The 16,061-nt window shown below is 74.3% G+C and carries 17 protein-coding genes; 10 read left to right on the top strand and 7 right to left on the bottom strand.

Annotated features, from left to right (window positions below; all coding sequences use genetic code 11):
• The first annotated feature begins 73 nt into the window (after window positions 1-73).
• From ABZ923_RS25115 to ABZ923_RS25125, 3 genes are all read left to right on the top strand, one after another.
• Window positions 74-970, top strand: coding sequence for a hypothetical protein (locus ABZ923_RS25115; RefSeq protein ID WP_361475641.1), 897 nt, complete (start codon window positions 74-76; stop codon window positions 968-970).
• A 267-nt stretch (window positions 971-1,237) separates the two neighbouring features.
• Window positions 1,238-2,482 carry an aminotransferase class I/II-fold pyridoxal phosphate-dependent enzyme gene (locus ABZ923_RS25120; RefSeq protein ID WP_361475643.1) on the top strand — a complete coding sequence of 415 codons (1,245 nt, stop codon included), beginning with the start codon at window positions 1,238-1,240 and terminating at the stop codon, window positions 2,480-2,482.
• An 11-nt stretch (window positions 2,483-2,493) separates the two neighbouring features.
• A complete protein-coding gene (locus ABZ923_RS25125; protein ID WP_361475645.1) occupies window positions 2,494-3,603 on the top strand; it encodes an MBL fold metallo-hydrolase in 1,110 nt (369 codons plus the stop codon).
• 41 nt (window positions 3,604-3,644) lie between these two features.
• Here ABZ923_RS25125 and ABZ923_RS25130 read toward each other — a convergent pair whose 3' ends face one another.
• Both ABZ923_RS25130 and ABZ923_RS25135 read right to left on the bottom strand, forming a co-directional pair.
• Entirely contained in the window at window positions 3,645-4,265 is a 621-nt protein-coding gene (locus tag ABZ923_RS25130) for a VTT domain-containing protein (RefSeq protein WP_361475647.1), read from the bottom strand.
• Window positions 4,262-5,035 carry an MBL fold metallo-hydrolase gene (locus tag ABZ923_RS25135; protein ID WP_361475649.1) on the bottom strand — a complete coding sequence of 258 codons (774 nt, stop codon included), beginning with the start codon at window positions 5,033-5,035 and terminating at the stop codon, window positions 4,262-4,264. The genes ABZ923_RS25130 and ABZ923_RS25135 overlap by 4 nt, the downstream gene beginning before the upstream one ends.
• 84 nt (window positions 5,036-5,119) lie before the next feature.
• On the opposite strand from ABZ923_RS25135, the gene ABZ923_RS25140 reads away from it, so the two are divergent.
• The 5 genes from ABZ923_RS25140 to ABZ923_RS25160 all read left to right on the top strand — a co-directional run bounded on the left by ABZ923_RS25140 (window position 5,120) and on the right by ABZ923_RS25160 (window position 11,424).
• Window positions 5,120-5,551, top strand: a complete 432-nt coding sequence (locus ABZ923_RS25140) for a hypothetical protein (protein WP_361475651.1) — start codon at window positions 5,120-5,122, stop codon at window positions 5,549-5,551.
• Between the two features lie 113 nt (window positions 5,552-5,664).
• A complete protein-coding gene (locus ABZ923_RS25145; RefSeq protein ID WP_361475653.1) occupies window positions 5,665-7,998 on the top strand; it encodes a phage holin family protein in 2,334 nt (777 codons plus the stop codon).
• 81 nt (window positions 7,999-8,079) lie between these two features.
• A complete protein-coding gene (locus ABZ923_RS25150; RefSeq protein WP_361475655.1) occupies window positions 8,080-9,141 on the top strand; it encodes a MoxR family ATPase in 1,062 nt (353 codons plus the stop codon).
• A complete protein-coding gene (locus ABZ923_RS25155) occupies window positions 9,138-10,931 on the top strand; it encodes a hypothetical protein (RefSeq protein WP_361475656.1) in 1,794 nt (597 codons plus the stop codon). The genes ABZ923_RS25150 and ABZ923_RS25155 overlap by 4 nt, the downstream gene beginning before the upstream one ends.
• A 67-nt stretch (window positions 10,932-10,998) precedes the next feature.
• Window positions 10,999-11,424, top strand: a complete 426-nt coding sequence (locus tag ABZ923_RS25160) for an OsmC family protein (protein ID WP_189305691.1) — start codon at window positions 10,999-11,001, stop codon at window positions 11,422-11,424.
• Window positions 11,425-11,527: 103 nt separating this feature from the next.
• Here the strand turns inward: ABZ923_RS25160 and narJ are convergent, their stop codons facing one another.
• From narJ to ABZ923_RS25175, 3 genes are all read right to left on the bottom strand, one after another.
• The gene (narJ, locus tag ABZ923_RS25165; protein WP_361475657.1) at window positions 11,528-12,022 is read right to left on the bottom strand and encodes a nitrate reductase molybdenum cofactor assembly chaperone; all 495 of its coding nucleotides are present in this window, start codon (window positions 12,020-12,022) and stop codon (window positions 11,528-11,530) included.
• Between the two features lie 156 nt (window positions 12,023-12,178).
• Window positions 12,179-13,042, bottom strand: coding sequence for a helix-turn-helix transcriptional regulator (locus ABZ923_RS25170; protein WP_361475659.1), 864 nt, complete (start codon window positions 13,040-13,042; stop codon window positions 12,179-12,181).
• A 99-nt stretch (window positions 13,043-13,141) separates the two neighbouring features.
• Complete coding sequence (locus tag ABZ923_RS25175) at window positions 13,142-13,966, bottom strand: helix-turn-helix transcriptional regulator (protein WP_361475661.1); 825 nt, start codon at window positions 13,964-13,966, stop codon at window positions 13,142-13,144.
• A 157-nt stretch (window positions 13,967-14,123) separates the two neighbouring features.
• Here ABZ923_RS25175 and ABZ923_RS25180 point away from each other — a divergent pair, with 157 nt between their 5' ends.
• Together ABZ923_RS25180 and ABZ923_RS25185 are read left to right on the top strand one after the other, a co-directional pair.
• Window positions 14,124-14,429 (top strand): 4a-hydroxytetrahydrobiopterin dehydratase, encoded by a 306-nt coding sequence (locus tag ABZ923_RS25180; RefSeq protein WP_361475663.1) that lies wholly within the window; start codon window positions 14,124-14,126, stop codon window positions 14,427-14,429.
• Window positions 14,430-14,434: 5 nt separating this feature from the next.
• Window positions 14,435-15,211 (top strand): class I SAM-dependent methyltransferase, encoded by a 777-nt coding sequence (locus tag ABZ923_RS25185; protein WP_361475665.1) that lies wholly within the window; start codon window positions 14,435-14,437, stop codon window positions 15,209-15,211.
• Here the strand turns inward: ABZ923_RS25185 and ABZ923_RS25190 are convergent.
• Window positions 15,208-15,567, bottom strand: coding sequence for an STAS domain-containing protein (locus tag ABZ923_RS25190; protein ID WP_361475667.1), 360 nt, complete (start codon window positions 15,565-15,567; stop codon window positions 15,208-15,210). The genes ABZ923_RS25185 and ABZ923_RS25190 overlap by 4 nt on opposite strands.
• Before the next feature lie 5 nt (window positions 15,568-15,572).
• Window positions 15,573-16,031, bottom strand: a complete 459-nt coding sequence (locus ABZ923_RS25195; RefSeq protein ID WP_361475669.1) for a cyclic nucleotide-binding domain-containing protein — start codon at window positions 16,029-16,031, stop codon at window positions 15,573-15,575.
• Between the last annotated feature and the right edge of the window lie 30 nt (window positions 16,032-16,061).

The following is a 16,061-nucleotide window of genomic DNA, read 5'->3' on the forward strand; positions in this document are numbered from 1 at the left end:
GCACGGCGTCGCCGTCGTACCGGTGCGCCGGCGTACCGGTACGACCGTCGCCGTCCGCCGAGGAGCCCCTCCCATGCGCCGCACCGCCCGCGCCCTGTCCGCCGCCTTCGCCACCGGTGCCGTGCTCGCCCTCACGGGCCCCACCGCCCTTGCCGGTCCGGCTGCCTCTGCCGGTTCCGCCGTGTCTGCCGGTCCGGCTGCCTTTGTCGGTCCCGCCGTGGCTGCCGGCCCTGCTGCCTCTGCCGGTTTCGCCGTCCTCGCCGAGCCCGTTGCCGAGGCGAGCCCCGGGAGCGGCAGCGGCTCCCTGGTCTGCGATCCCGTCCTCGGACCGGTGCTCGTGCCACCCGACGCCGGCGCACCGGCCGGCCCCGAGGGCACGTCCTGCGGGCCGGACGGGGCGGTGCGTGACGGGGGCGGGCAGGTGGGGCCCGAGGCCGACGGGGGCGGGCCGGCGGGAGTCGCACGCGAGGACCCCGGGGGCGGCGGAGCCGGGAAGACCGGTGCCGGGGAGGTGGGCGCCGGGCGGGAGAGCGCCGGGCCGGCCGGTAACGGGCGGGACGGCAGCGGGCAGGTCGGTAACGGACAGGACGGGGGCGGCCGGGACAGCGCCGGATGGGACGGGACCGCGCAGGACGGTTCCGGGCGGGACGGCGGGCGGCAGGACGGAACCGGGCGGGAGTGCACGCAGGCCGGGGCGGGTGACTGCGGCCACGACGACCACGCGTGCGAGGAGTCCCGCGAGGCACGCTGCCCGGACGGCGACGGCCACTCCTGCCGCGACTCCCACGACACCGGCTGCACCCCCTCCGCCGTCCAGCACGGCGTCGACGCCGGACAGGGCGGCACCTTCGACGACTCGGTCCCGGCCCTCGCCGCCGGCGCGGCCTGCATCGCCGCCGCCTGCGCGGGCGCCGGCTACCGGCTGCACGGCCTTCGGCGCTCCCCGGGCCGCCGGCCCACCGGGATGTGACCCGGGCGACTCGGTATACCGCCCATGGAGGGCCGTCCGGCGGGTACACAGCCTCCCGAGGGCGGCGCGAACCGGTCACGGCACGCGTTCAAGGCGACGGAACACGGGAAGAGTCCGCAGCAGGAGATCACCGACCACGGCACGGCCCGCACGCCCCACGGACCCGGCGTCCCGCGGTCCACGAGGACAGGACGACACCCCACGACGACAGCGGACGGCACGGCCCGGACAGGGCGCCACGGCATCACGGACTGCGCGGAGGCGGACATGCGGCGGACGGACCCCGGCGAGGACCACGGCCCCGTCCGCTACGGCCCGCCCCTCCCCGCCGACGGCCTCCCCGTCCTCCCCGAACTCTCCGCCGTACTCGCCACCGCCGCGGCCCGCGCCGACGCCCAGCCCGTCGGCGGCGCCCCCGCCCTCCTGGAAGCCGCCTGCGGCTACTGGACCCGCCGCGGACTGCCCACCGTCCCCGACCAGGTCGCCGCCGGACCCGGCGCCCCCGCCCTGCTGCTCGCCCTGACCGCCGCACTCGCCGGCAACGGCGCCGACATCCTCGTACCCCGGCCCTGCGCCGCATGGTGGGCGCCGTACGCCCGGCTCCTCGGCCGGCCCGCCTACCACGTGCCGACCCCCGCCGAGAGCGGCGGCGTCCCCGACCCCTACGCCCTGCTGGAGACCGTCCGCCGGGTCCGCGCCGAAGGCGGCGACCCCCGGCTGCTGGTGCTGTCCGTCGCCGACGACCCCACCGCCACAGTCGCCCCGCCCGAACTGCTCCACGAGGCCGTCGAGGCAGCCACCGCCGAAGGACTCCACCTGGTCAGCGACGAGACCTGGCGCGACACCCTGCACGCCCCGCGCGAGACCGTCCTGCTCAGCCCCGCCGAGATGTGGCCCGACCAGGTCACCGTCGTCACCGACCTGGCCGGCGCCCTGCTGCCCCCCGGCTGGCCCGCCGCCGTCGCCCGCTTCCCGGCCACCACCGGCGGACGGCACCTCCACGCGCGCGTGCTCGACATCCTCACCGCCCTCGGCGCACGCATCGCCGCACCGGTCGCCGCGGCCGCCGGCTACGCCCTCGACGAACCCCCGCCCCTCACCGAACGCCGCGAGGCCACCGTACGGCTGCACGCGCGCGTGGCCGCCGCCGCGCACGCCGCGGTCGTCGCCGCCGGCGCGCTCGCCCGGCCCCCGCAGGCCGGCCGCCACCTGTACGCCGACCTGAGCCCGCTGCGCGAACCCCTCACCGCCCAAGGCGTGGGCGACGCCCAGGACCTGGAGGACCTGCTCACCGCCCGGCTCGGCATGCCCGCACCCGGCGGCCACCGCTTCGGCGACGACCTCGGCGCGCTGCGCGTACGACTCGCCACCGGACCCCTGCTGGGCGGCACGGACGAGGAACGCACGGAATGCCTCACCTCACCCGCGCCGTTGGAACTGCCACACGTACAACGCGCACTGATCTCCCTGCGGTCGGCCTTCGACGATCTCCGCGACGACGCTCAGCGATAGGAGCCTCCTCGATGACGCAGCAGACGCACGAGCCCGGACCGGCCACCACCACGACGACCACGACGGGTACGGCAGTTACGGCAGCTTCGGCAACTACGGAGGTCACGGCGGCCGGCGAGAGAGACGTCCCCGCCCCGCTCGCGCCCCCGTTCCCGCCGCTGGCCGAACCCCGCCCCCTCGGCGAACACCGCGTGTGGCCCCGCACCTTCCACGACCGGCTCACCGCGCCGCTGCCCGGCCTCAAGGCCCTCGCCCGCTTCGCCCGCGAAGGCGCCGTACGCCCCGGCCCCGAAGGCCTCGCCGACATCCCCCGCCTGCCCTGCGAACCGGCCCCGCTGCCCCGCGTCGACACCCGCACCCTCGCCGTCACCTGGGCCGGCCACGCCAGCTGGATCGTCCGCGTCGGCGGGCTCACCGTCCTCACCGACCCCGTCTGGTCCCGCCGCATCCTCGGCACCCCGGCCCGCATCACCCCCGTGGGCGTGCCCTGGGACAGCCTGCCCCGCGTCGACGCCGTCGTCATCAGCCACAACCACTACGACCACCTGGACGCCCCCACCCTGCGCCGACTCCCGCGCGACACCCCGGTGTTCGTGCCCGCCGGCCTCGGCGGCTGGTTCCGCCGCCGCCGGTTCACCGTCGTCACCGAACTGGACTGGTGGGAGGGCGCCGAACTCTCCGGCGTCCGCTTCGACTTCGTCCCCGCACACCACTGGTCCAAGCGCACCCTCACCGACACCTGCCACAGCCTGTGGGGCGGCTGGATCCTCACCGCACCCGACGGACAGCGCCTCTACTTCGCCGGCGACACCGGCTACGGCCACTGGTTCTCCCGCATCGGCCGCCGCTACCCCGGCATCGACCTCGCCCTCATGCCCATCGGCGCCTACGACCCCCGCTGGTGGCTGAGCGACGTCCACTGCGACCCCGAGGAAGCCGTCCAGGCCACCCTCGACCTCGGCGCCCGCCGCATGGCCCCCATGCACTGGGGCACCTTCGTCCTCTCGGCCGAACCGGTCCTGGAACCCCTCACCCGCGTACGGGCGGCCTGGGAGAAGGCGGGACTGGAACGCGACGACCTGTGGGACCTGCCGATCGGCGCATCAAGGATCCTCGACTGACACACCCCTCCGGGACACCGCGCGGAGCCGGCGGCCCCACCTCACCCGGCGGCCCGCACCCGCCGCCACATCCCGGGCACCGCACCGACCAGGATCGTCAGCACCACCGCCACCACCACGCCCTCCCACGGCTCCTCGAACAACGAACCCCCCAGAACCCCGATCACCTGATACGTGGCCGCCCACGCCAGACACGCCAGCAGATTCCCCCGCGCGAACCGCCGCAGCGGCCACTCCGCCAGCAGACACGCCAGCATCACCGGTATCCGCCCCGCAGGGACGAGCCGCGACAGCACCAGCACGGCGATCCCGTGCTCCGCCAGCTTCCCCCGCGCCTGCGCGAGCCGCTCCTCCGGCGCCCGGTCCCGGATCGCCTCCAGCCACCGCGACCCGTTCCTCGACCGCAACCCGCGCCGCCCCAGCCAGTACAACGCCGCATCCCCCAGGAACGCGGCCAGCGACGCCGTCACGAACACCAGCGCCAGCGACAACGGCGCCGTCCGGTGGAACGCCACCACCGCCGCCGAACTCACCAGCGCCCCCGTCGGCACGACCGGCACCAACGCCCCGATCAACACCAGCAGGAACAACGACGGATAACCCACCGCCTGCTGCGCGGACCCGGACGTCACGGTGCGCGACGCATCGGCGAGCCACGTCACCGCGCGACCTCCAGCCGCACACTCTCCCCGTGCCCCAGCTTGTGCACCGCCACCTGCGGCGCCGCCACCGCCGCCAGCCGCACGAACTCGTCCCCCGGCGCATGGAACTCGTGCGGCCGCACCGCATCCATACCGATCGGCCAGTACGTCCCGTAATGCACCGGCACCGCCACCCGCGGCGCCAGCCGGGCCAGCGCCCGCGCCGCCCGCCCCGCGTCCAGATGCCCCTCCCCGAGATACGGCCCCCAGCCCCCCACCGGCAACAACGCCACGTCCACCGGACCCACCCGCTCGGCCATCGCGTCGAACAGCCCCGTGTCCCCGGCGAAATACGTCCGCGCCTCACCCTCGACGACAAAACCCAGCGCCGGAGAACGCCGCGGACCCACCGGCAGCCGCCGCCCGTCGTGCAGCGCCGGCACCACCCGGACCAGCACCTCCCCGATCCGCACCTCGTCCCCCGGCACCACCTCGGTGACCCGCAGATGCCCCAGCCGGCGCAGACCCGGCACCGCCCGTGGTGCGCCCCGGGGCACGAGCAGGCGCGTACCCGGGCCGAAACAGGCCAGCGACGGCACATGCAGATGGTCGGCATGCAGGTGGGACACCAGCACCACGTCCGCCCGCCGGGCCCCGGCGGGCGGCAGCACACCCCGGCGCCGCCGCAGATGCGCCAGCCGGCCGGCGAACAGAGGATCGGTGAGCACCCGGACGTTCGCATCCTCCACCGCGCAGGTGGCGTGACCCCACCAGGTGATCTCCACCGGCACCTTCTTCGCCTCCTTCACGCGACTCCCCGAAGCCTACGGGCAGGAGTAGGGTCGGCGGCGAAACCCGGAGGTGAGGGGGACGCCATGGGACAGCTGCGGGGTGCCTTCAGCGCGTTCACGACCGTGCGGGTCACCGCCATCGCGAGCCTCACACCCCTGGAGGAACTCGAGGCCGACCCCTTCCTGGTGGACTCGCGCAGCCAGCACGCCATGTGCGCCCGCTGGGCCGCCGAACGCGGCTACGTCATCGCCCGCGAACTCCTCGTCGGCGGCCTGCGCTTCGACCACTGCGCCCTCTGGGACGGCGTCCGCCCCGGCGTCGACCTGTTCGTCGCCCCCAGCCTCCGGGTACTGCGCCGGGCCCTGTCGTCGGTCGAGGAGTTCACCGCCGAATGCGCCCGCCGAGGCGTACGCGTGGAAACCGTGGGGCGGGCCGAACCGGCGTACGACGCACAGATGAAGGCACGCGTGCACCGACGGCTGTCCATGCCGACGGCCGGCTACGACGGACGGTGACCCCGGCCCCGTGTGACAAGGTGGAGCAGGGCCCGACCACGGCCCGCGAAGCGAGAAGGGGCCCACCTGCCCGCCCGGGACGGGGGAGGGCCGGGACAAGAGGTGTACGAGGCGTGCGCGGCGTACGGTGGCGACGGATCGCCAGTCAGATCGGACGGAGCATCAGCGTCTGGGCGGTCTCCACGGCCACCATGCTGGCCCTCGCCGCCCTCCTGCCCGACTTCCAGCTCCAGTCCCCCGACGGCGACAGCACCACCCGCATCGCCGTCACCGCCGCCTGCGGCGCCGGCGCCTTCGGCATCCTCTCCGCCGTCGTCTGGCCCCTCCTGGTCCGCCTGCTCCTGCTCGTCCCCGCACTCGTCCTCGGCCTGCTCGTCTTCTTCCTCAACGGCTCCCTGCTGCTGCTCGCCCTGCACATCAACCCCTCCGGCCGCCCCGAAGCCGCCCCCGAGACCGCCGTCATCGTGGCCGCCGTGATGTCCGCCGTCGCCTCCGCCACCGGCGCGGCCCTCGCCGTACGCGACGACGAGGCCTACCGGCGCCGGCTGCACCGCCTCGCCACCCGCAGCCGCCGGGCCCATCCGCCGTGCCCCGGCGCGCCCGGGCTGGTCTGCGTCCAGCTCGACGGGGTCGGTCACGATGTGCTCGTGGAGGCGGTTCGGAAGGGGTTGATGCCTACGGTGAGCCGTTGGATGTCCACCGGCGACGGTATACAGCCGACGGCCGGCGGTGGCGGGCGGCCGATGGACGACGGTATGCGGTCCACGGGCGAAGGTATGCGGTCGACAGGCGGTGGCGTGCGGTCGACGGACGGCTGCGTGCGGTCGACGGGCGACGGTATGCAGTCGACGGGCAGCACCATACGGTCGGCACAGGACGGCATGCCGTCGACGGACGGCGGACCGCTGCCGGCGAACGACTGCATACAGCCGACGGACGGCACCACGCCTCCGCCACTCCACCGCATCCACCCCACCCACCGCCTCACCCCCTGGCGCACGGACTGGTCCAGCCAGACCGGCGCCAGCCAGCTCGGCATCCTGCACGGCACCTCCTTCGACGTCCCGGCCTTCCGCTGGTACGAGAAGGACCGCGGCGAGGTGATGGTCTGCAACCGGCCGACGAGCGCCGCCGAACTGCAACACCGCGCCATACTGCATACCGGCGACAGCGGACTGCTCACCGCCGACGGCGCCAGCCGCGGCAACCTCTTCAGCGGCGGCGCCGGCGAACAGGCCCTCGTCCTGTCCATCGCCACCCGCCGCCGCGGCCGGGCGAACCGTTCCCGCGCCGGCTACTTCGCCTACTTCTCCGACCCCGCCAACGCCGTACGCACCGCCCTGTCCTTCACCGCCGAGGTGGGCCGCGAGATCGGCCAGTCCACCCGCGCCCGCCTGCGCAAGCAGCGCCCGCGCGTCGGCCGGGGCGGCCTCTACCCGCTCGTGCGGGCCTTCGCCACCGTCGTCGAACGGGACGTCGTCGTCGCCGCGGTCATGGGCGACATGCTCGCCGGCCGCACCTCCGTCTACGCCGACCTCGTCGCCTACGACGAGGTCGCCCACCACTCCGGCCCGCACAGCCGCGACGCCGAGAAGGTCCTGCAGCGCCTCGACCGGTCCCTCGCCCTTCTCGAACGCGTCGCCGAACACGCCCCGCGCCCCTACCGCATCGTCGTCCTCTCCGACCATGGCCAGAGCCCCGGCGAAACCTTTCGCTCCCGCTATGGACTCACCCTCGGCGACCTGGTCCGGGCCGGCTGCGGACTGCCCGTCCCGCGCCGCGCGGAACGCACCCGCAGCGGCGCCGAGGCCCGCGCCGCCGTCCGCGCCGCCCTGCGCCGGCCGGTGGAGGACCGGGACGAATGCCATCTCACCGCCCCGCGCTCCGAGCCGGTCGTGCTGGCCTCCGGCAACCTCGGCCTGCTCTCCTTCCCGGACGTCCCGCACCGCATGACCAAGGAGGAGATCGACGCCCGCCACCCCGCCCTGCTCACCACCCTCGCCAACCACCCCGGCATCGGCTTCCTGCTGGTGCGCAGCGAGGAACACGACGGCGTGGTCCTCGGTGCCCACGGCGCCGAGATCCCGCTCGCCGCGCTCGACGACGAGCCCGGCCCGCTGGCCCGCTTCGGCCCCGGCGCCGCCGACGCCGTCCGCCGCACCCACTCCTTCCCGCACACCGCCGACATCATGGTGAACTCCGCCTACGACCCCGCCGACGGCGAAGTCCTCGCCTTCGAGGAACAGATCGGCTCCCACGGCGGGCTCGGCGGCGCCCAGTCCCGCCCCTTCCTGCTCTCCCCGCGGGAACTGTCCGCACCGGTCGCGGACGGCACCGAGCTGACCGGCGCCGAGCACGTCCACCGCGTGCTGCGCCGCTGGCTGCGCGAACTGAACGGCCCCCAGGTGCCGCTCACCACGGACGCGGAGGAGGAGCAGGCCGCCTGAAATTCGGCTGCACCCGCACCGCCCCGCCCCGCACACTGTCCGAGTCGTACACCTCTCGGACAACCGCAAGGGATCCCCGCGTTGCAGGCCGCCGTCACCGTCACCCCCGCCCGCGTCCCCGAACTCCTCCTCGGTCTCGCCACCGTCCGCCCCGTCTTCCTCTGGGGCGCCCCGGGCATCGGGAAGTCCTCCCTGGTGCGGGAGTTCGCCGCCTCGCTCGGCCTGGAGTGCGTGAGCCTGCTCGGCACCCAGCTCGCCCCCGAGGACCTGATCGGCGTACCGCAGATCCGCGACGGACGCTCGGTGTTCTGCCCGCCGGAGGCGATCGCGCGCGACGAGCCGTACTGCCTGTTCCTGGACGAGCTGAACGCCGCCACCCCGGATGTGCAGAAGGCGTTCTACTCCCTCATCCTGGACCGCCGTATCGGCAACTACGAGCTGCCGGAAGGCTCCATCGTCATCGGCGCCGGGAACCGCGCCACCGACAACGCCCTGGCCCGCCCGCTCGCCTCCGCCCTGGTCAACCGGCTCGCCCACGTCCACCTGGAGGTCTCCGCCACGGACTGGCTGGCCTGGGCCGCGGACAACGGCATCCACCCGTGGATCGTGGACCACCTCACCGACCGGCCCGACCACCTGTGGTCCAAGCCGCCCAAGACCGAGGAGCCGTTCTCCACGCCCCGCTCCTGGCACATGCTCTCCGACGCCCTGCACTCCTTCGGCGCCGGCCTGGACGAGCCGACCCTCACCGTCCTCGCACACGGCACCCTCACCCCCGCGCACGCCACCGCCTTCTGCGGCTACGTCAAGGTCGTCCGCAGCCGGTACGGCATCGAGGCGATCCTCAAGGGCGACGCCCGCTGGCCGCACCGCCTCCAGGACCGCGACCTGCTCTACTACCTCGCCGAGTCCTTCCGCGGCCGCCTCGTGAAGGAACTGCCCGTCAGCAAGGAACACATGTCCGAGAACGGCCGGCAGACCGCCTACCGCGCCAAGTCGCTGCTGGTGCAGCTCGCCGAGATCTCCGTCGAGGTCGCCCAGACCGTCATCGCCTCCGACGCCGACGGCAACCCGCTCCTGCCGTCGTGGTTCCTGGTCGAGGCCGCCCGCGACATGCCCCGCCTGGTGGAGGCGCGGCGGTGAGCCGCACCCAGCCGAAGAAGAAACGGGACCCGGCCGGCGAGGCGTTCGCCGAGGGAGTGCGGCTGCTGCGCGCCAACCCGGCCCTCGCCGCCGTCGAATTCGACGTCTGCCGCACCGAGAACTGCGTCCTCGCCCCGCGCGAGGGCCTCCTCGTCACCGACTCCGACGGCACCGTGCACGCCCACCCCCACCGGCTCGCCGAACCCGCCGCCTGGGCGTGGGCGCTCGCCCACGCCGCCCTCCACCTGGGCTTCGGGCACCTCCCCGCCGCCCCGGGCACGCGCCGGCAGCCCGACCGGTACGACCTCGCCGCCCGCTGCGTCGTCGTCAACCGCTTCCTGCTCGGCTTCCCCGTCGGCACCGCCCCCGAGGAACACCCCGTGAGCTACCCCGACGGCGACGAGGAACGGCTCGCCGCCCGCTGGCGCGCGCACGGCCTGCCGCCCGCGTACGAACGCTGCGGCACCGCGGGCCCCGCACCCGACCAGGTACTCACCGAATGGCTCCCCTGGCGCGGGGCCGCCCCCGACCGCCACCTGGCGTTCGCCACCGCCCTGACCCGCACCGTGTCCGCCGCGATGGACATGGCCGGCGGACGCCGGGACAGCCTCGACGGCGAGCTCCTCCCGCGGCGCCCCTGGGAGCAGGCCCTGAGCTGGTTCGTCTCCTCCTACCCGCTGCTCGGCGGCATCGCGGCCGGCATCACCCTGGTCGCCGACGCCGAACTCGCCCGCGCCCACGACATCCGGATCGCCGCCGTCGACCCCGGAGCCGGCGAGATCTACGTCAACCCGCTGCGCACCTTCGAGGACGAGGAGTGGCGGTTCATCCTCGCCCACGAGATGCTGCACGCCGCCCTGCGCCACGGCGACCGCTGCGGCACCCGCGACCCCTACCTGTTCAACATCGCCTGCGACTACGTCATCAACGGCTGGCTCGTCGAGATGCAGGTCGGCACCATGCCCGAGGGCCTGCTGCACGACCCGGGGCTGGCCGGCCTGTCCGCCGAGGAGGTCTACGACCGCCTCGCCGGCGACCTGCGCCGGATGCGCCGCCTGGCCACCCTGCGCGGCAAGGGCGTCGGCGACGTCCTCGGCGGCCCCCTCCGCCCGGCTGGCGACTACGTCGACCTCGACGAGTTCTACCGCCGCGGCCTCACCCGCGGCCTCGACCTGCACCAGGCGCAGGAACGCGGTTTCCTGCCCGGCGGCCTGGTCGCGGAGATCCGCGCCCTCAGCCACCCACCGCTGCCCTGGGACGCCCGGCTGGCCCGCTGGTTCGACGAGTTCGTGCCACGCCCGGAGCCCGTACGGTCCTACGCCCGCCCCGCCCGCCGCCAGGCCTCCACCCCCGACATCCCGCGCGCGGGCCGCTCCTTCCCGCCGGAGGAGATCGCCCGCTGTACCTTCGGCGTGGTCCTCGACACCTCCGGCTCGATGGGCGCCACGCTGCTCGGCAAGGCGCTCGGCGCGATCGCCTCCTACGCCGAGGCCCGCGACGTACCGGCCGCCCGCGTGGTGTTCTGCGACGCCGCCCCGCACGACGCCGGCTATCTGCCGGTCACCGAGATCGCCGGCCGGGTACGGGTGCACGGGCGCGGCGGTACGGTCCTGCAGCCCGGCATCGACCTGCTGCACCGGGCGGAGGACTTCCCGCCCACCGCACCGGTGCTGGTCATCACCGACGGATGGTGCGACGCACTGCGGGTACGCAGGGAACACGCCTATCTGATCCCGCAGGGAAGTCAGCTGCCGTTCACGCCGCGAGGGCCGGTCTTCAGAGTGCGATGAGCCCGAATGTGATCGGATAGGAACACCCGGGAACCCCGGAACCGCGACACTCGCGAAAGGAAGCATCGTGGCAACCACGCGCACCGCGCACACCGTCTGGGAAGGCAACCTGCTCGAAGGCAACGGAGTCGTCACCTTCGACTCCTCCGGCATCGGCCAGCAGCCGGTGTCGTGGCCCTCGCGCGCCGAGCAGGCGAACGGCAAGACCAGCCCCGAGGAGCTGATCGCCGCCGCCCACTCCAGCTGCTTCTCCATGGCCCTCTCGCACGGCCTGGCCGGCGCCGGCACCCCGCCCACCCGGCTGGAGACCAAGGCCGACGTCACCTTCCAGCCGGGCGAGGGCATCACCGGCATCCACCTCACCGTGCGCGGCGAGGTGCCGGGCCTGGACGAGGACGGCTTCCGTTCGGCCGCCGAGGACGCCAAGAAGAACTGCCCGGTCAGCCAGGCCCTGACCGGTACGACGATCACCCTGACGGCCGAGCTGGCCTGACGCTCGTACGTCCCCCGGTGCCGTGCCCCTCTCGGGGGCGCGGCACCGCTTCGTGTGCGGGTGGGGAAGTGGCGGGTGGGGGAGCGGTGGGAGCGGGCCGGGGTCATGGGGGCCGGCTGGTGTATACAGTCGGCAATGTGGCGCATACGGCATCCAGCACACCGGCATACGGTGTGCCGTAGCCGGTCAATCGCATACGCAGCCGCTCCAGGCCGTCGCGGTATTCGGTCAGCAGAACGCTGTCGCCGGTCCGCGCCGTGAACTCCAGCACCGCCGGCAGGAAGTCCGGCATCTCCCCGCGGCTGCACTCCAGCCCGTGCCGGCGGTAGACGTCCCCGAACCGGGCCACCGACATCCCGCGCCGCCGGATGCCGCCGTCGTACCACCGGCTCAGGTACAGGCTGTGCCGGTCCCCGCGGCCGAAGACCCGCACGTAGTGCGCGGCCAGCTCCTGCGGCGGGGTGAGGGCCGCGTGGTCGGTGAACCCGCGCAGCTGCGGGGCGGCCTGCCGCAGCAGCGGCAGCCGGGCGATGAGGTCCTCGTCCGGGTAGGTCAGGCAGAGGGCCGCCGCCTGGTACAGCACCGCGTCCGAGGGCATCAGGCCTCCTTCGCGTCGGGCGGTGGGTGCGTGCCGGTCACGGACGCTCCCTCGGTACACCCCGTACTCAGAAGCTAGGGGCGGGCCCGGTAACGCACCTGTCCGCAGACCCGTACGGGTCATCCCGGCCGGACGCGGGCCGCGGCGCGGGCGCGCTCAGAGTCCCTCGCGGTGCTCCCGGAGCAGCTTCCGGGTGCGCTGCGCGGACGCGGCCCGGGCCGTCATGTGGTCCAGCACCTCCAGGTGCGCGGACACCTCCCGGCGGGAGTCCAGGTACAGGGCGCCGGTCAGGTACTCGGTGAACACCATGTCCGGCAGTTCCGGCTCGGCGAACCGGAACAGCGTGAACGGCGCGTACGTCCCCGGGTGCGGGCCCGCCGCGAACTCGGCGATCTGCAGGGTGACCCGGTCCCGCTCGGCGTACTCCAGCAGCCGGTCCAGCTGGTCCCGCAGCACCTCGGGCCGCATGCTCACCGGGCGCCTGAGCACCGTCTCGTCCATGATCACCCACAGGTGGGGCGGGTCCTCGCGCTCCAGCAGCCGCTGCCGTTCCATGCGCAGCGACACGTGCCGCTCGACCGTCTCCGGCGAGCTCTGCCCTATCGTCCCGGCCTCCAGCACCGCCCGCGCGTAGTCCTCGGTCTGCAGCAGGCCGGGTACGAAGTGCGGCTCGTAGGAGCGGATGATCCGGGCGGCGCCCTCCAGGCTGACGTACAGGCTGAACCAGTCCGGCAGCACGTCGTGGAACCGCTGCCACCAGCCCGGCTGGTTCGCCTCCTCGGCCAGCCGGACGAACGCGCCGGCCTCCTCCTCGGCCACCCCGTAGGTGGACAGCAGCACCTGCACGTAGGGGATCTTCAGCGCGACCTCGGCCATCTCCATCCGCCGTACGGTCGCCGACGCCACCCTGAGGACCCGTGCGGCCTCCTCCCGGCTGAGCCCCGCCGCCTCCCGCAGCTCCTGCAACCGCTTGCCCAGCACCACCTGGCCCACGGTGGGCGCAGCCCGCCGCTCACTCACGCCACGCCCTCCCCTGTGCGCCGACCGCAGCGGGCAGCAGTCTGTCACGTGTCGCCGCCTCGCACACGTGCCCGAGGCAACGAATCGGTTCCGGGGTGGTCAACCGGCCAGTGTGTGCAGGTACTTGGCGGTCGCCGGATCCGCCGGCAGGAACGTCTCGATGGCGAGCTCGGCGACCGTGACGTCCATCGGCGTGTTGAACGTGGAGATCGAGGACACGAACGACAGGGTCCGGCCGGCGTGCTCGATGCGCAGCGGCAGCGCGAAGTACGCTGCGGGCTCGGCCGGTTCGGTGCCCGGTGGCTCCTCGGGCACCGGGTAGGCCGCGACCTCCTCGTACAGGGCGCGGAGCCGGTCCGAGCGGTACAGGGCGATCTCCCGTTCCATCTGGGCCAGCAGATGCCCGCGCCACTCCCGCAGGTTGCGGATGCGCGGTGCCAGCCCCTCCGGGTGCAGGGTCAGCCGCATCGCGTTCGGCGCCGGGGCCGTCAGCTCCTCGGGGACGCCCTCCAGCAGCATGGCGATGCCCCGGTTCGCGGCGACGACCGTGTACCCGGCGTCGACCACCAGCGCGGGATAGGGCTCGTAGCCCCGGATGAGCCGCTCGATGCCGTCGCGCAGCCCGTCCAGCGCCGGATCGTCCAGCGGCGTCTCCGGATAGCGCGGGGCGTAACCGGCCGCCAGCAGCAGGGCGTTGCGCTCCCGTACCGGAACCTGGAGCTGCTCGGCGAGCCGCAGCACCATCTCCTCGCTCGGCCGGGACCGGCCGGTCTCCACGAAACTGATGTGCCGCGCCGAGGAGTCGGCGCGCAGCGCCAGTTCCAGCTGGGAGATCCGGTGCCGCTCCCGCCAGGCGCGCAGCAGCGGACCGACACCCTGACCGGTAACGGCGGAGACGGTGGGAACGGACGCGGCAAGAGGCATACCAGCGACCCTAGTCGAGGCCGGCACACCGCCACGAGCCCGGCGTCCCGCACCACGGCCGGTACGCGTCGCTGCCTCGCCCGCGCCGCCGGCGTGGCAGGCTGAACCGTACCCGCCTCTCCCCGCACGGGGACACGCATCGAAGGGAGCCCCGGCCATGGCCGTCGAACCGCTGTCGCAGAAGGAGATCGAGGACCGGCTGGCCGAACTGCCCGGCTGGTCGGTCGACGGCGACCGCCTCACCCGCGCCTACCGGCTCGGCTCGCACTTCGCGGCGGCCGCGCTGGTCGTGCACATCGCCGGCATCCAGGACGAGCTGGACCACCACTCCGACCTCACCCTCGGCTACAACACCGTCTCCCTGAGCGTCCACACCCACAGCGCGGGCGGCGCCGTCACCGCCAAGGACTTCGCTCTCGCCCGCAGGGTGGAGGACATCGCCCCAGGCCACGGAGCACACTGAGCGGCGTGCTCGACTACGAGAAGGAAGCCGGCGACTACGACGCCCTGCGCGGCGGCGAGGCCCGCGCCCACGAGGCCGCACAGGCCGTCCTCGGCCTGATCCCCGAAAGGACGGGCCGCCTCCTCGACGTCGCCTGCGGCACGGGGATCGTCACCCGGCGGCTCGCCGCCGCGCGCCCCGGGCTGCGGGTGACCGGCGCCGACCTCACCCCGGCCATGGTCCGCACGGCCTCGGCCCGGCTGCCCGGCGCGATCGTACGGGCCGACAGCCGCCGGCTGCCCTTCCCCTCCGGGACCTTCGACGCGGTCACCAGCATCTGGCTGCTGCACCTGCTCGCGGACCCCGAGGACGTCCGCGCCGTCGTCGCCGAGTGCGCCCGGGTGCTGCGGCCCGGCGGCACCTACGTCACCACCGTCGACAAGGCCGCCGCCCACGACGTCGGCAGCGACATCGACGCCGTCCTCGCGGCCCGTCCGCGCCGCCCGGCCGCCGACGCCCCCGGCACCGTCACCGCGCACGCCGTCCGCTACGGACTCCGGCCCGCCGGCCACGCCGCCTTCCGCGGCACCGGACAGGGCCGCAGCCCCCGCACCACCATCGCCGACCTGCGCCGCGGCTGGTTCACCATGCTGCCGCCGGGCGAGCCGCGCACCGAGGAGTTCGCCGCACGCCTGGCCGCACTCCCGGACCAGGACCGCCGGCGCCCCGACCCCCGGTTCGGCGTCCGCGCATTCCGCAGACCGCCGGCGGACGACGCCTTCGACACCGTGCGCACCGGCTAGCAGGAGCCCTGCGCCGCCGGGGAGGGCAGCCGCGGCTGCACCTCGAAGACGCCCCACAGGCCGGTCGCGCGCAGCATCCGCAGGAAACGGGCGCTGTCCGTGACCAGCCGCAGCCGGCCCCGCCGGGCCAGCACGCGGTTGCGGGCCCGGCACAGCACACCCAGGCCGGTGCAGTCGATGAACTCGGTCGGCCGCAGGTCCAGCACCAGATCGGGGCAGGGATGCGCGGTGAGCGTGTCGAGCCGCGCCGAGAGGGCGGGCGCGGTCAGCAGATCGATCTCGCCGTGCAGCGGCAGCACCACGGGACCGGGGCACGTGACCGGCGGACCGGCCGGGCACGGGGAAGGCGTGGACACGGCTGTCAGACCAGATCACCGCTGCCGTACGGGGCGTAGAGATCGAGCAGCCGGACCCGGGAGGCGTGCAGCCGCTGGGCGACCACGCGGCCGACCCAGACCGCGATCGCCCGGCCGAATTCCGGGTCCTGGGCGCACAGGTCGCGCACGGGACCGGCGTCGAACGCGTAGGCCCGTACCGGGCTCATCGCCTCGCCGCCCAGCTGCCACAGGTACGGCGGGAAGTGCCAGGACCAGCCGATGAGTTCACCGTGCCCGAGAGTCTCGATGACGGCGGGCCGGCGCCCGCGCACCCGCAGGTCGAGGGCGACGGTGCCGGTGCGCACGATCCAGAAGCGGTCGGCACGCCGGCCCTCCTCGAACAGGCGGGTACCGGCCTCGAACGAGACCTCCCGGCCGAGGCGCATCAGCAGTGCCCGCTGCTCCGCCGGCAGAGCTGTGGTCATGGTGGTGGCGGTGGTCATCGCACCGGCTCCCTTCCTCTGGCTCCTGCG

This window comes from Streptomyces sp. NPDC046881 (assembly GCF_040645015.1).
Lineage (GTDB): Bacteria > Actinomycetota > Actinomycetes > Streptomycetales > Streptomycetaceae > Streptomyces.

Excerpts from the sequence above, each read along its gene's own strand:
- ABZ923_RS25115 (WP_361475641.1), top strand. The coding sequence starts at position 74 with ATGCGCCGCACCGCCCGCGCCCTGTCCGCCGCCTTCGCCACCGGTGCC.
- ABZ923_RS25140 (WP_361475651.1), top strand. The coding sequence starts at position 5,120 with ATGGGACAGCTGCGGGGTGCCTTCAGCGCGTTCACGACCGTGCGGGTC.
- ABZ923_RS25125 (WP_361475645.1), top strand. The coding sequence starts at position 2,494 with ATGACGCAGCAGACGCACGAGCCCGGACCGGCCACCACCACGACGACC.
- ABZ923_RS25195 (WP_361475669.1), bottom strand. The coding sequence starts at position 16,031 with ATGACCACCGCCACCACCATGACCACAGCTCTGCCGGCGGAGCAGCGG.
- ABZ923_RS25175 (WP_361475661.1), bottom strand. The coding sequence starts at position 13,966 with ATGCCTCTTGCCGCGTCCGTTCCCACCGTCTCCGCCGTTACCGGTCAG.
- narJ (WP_361475657.1), bottom strand. The coding sequence starts at position 12,022 with ATGCCCTCGGACGCGGTGCTGTACCAGGCGGCGGCCCTCTGCCTGACC.
- ABZ923_RS25120 (WP_361475643.1), top strand. The coding sequence starts at position 1,238 with ATGCGGCGGACGGACCCCGGCGAGGACCACGGCCCCGTCCGCTACGGC.
- ABZ923_RS25180 (WP_361475663.1), top strand. The coding sequence starts at position 14,124 with ATGGCCGTCGAACCGCTGTCGCAGAAGGAGATCGAGGACCGGCTGGCC.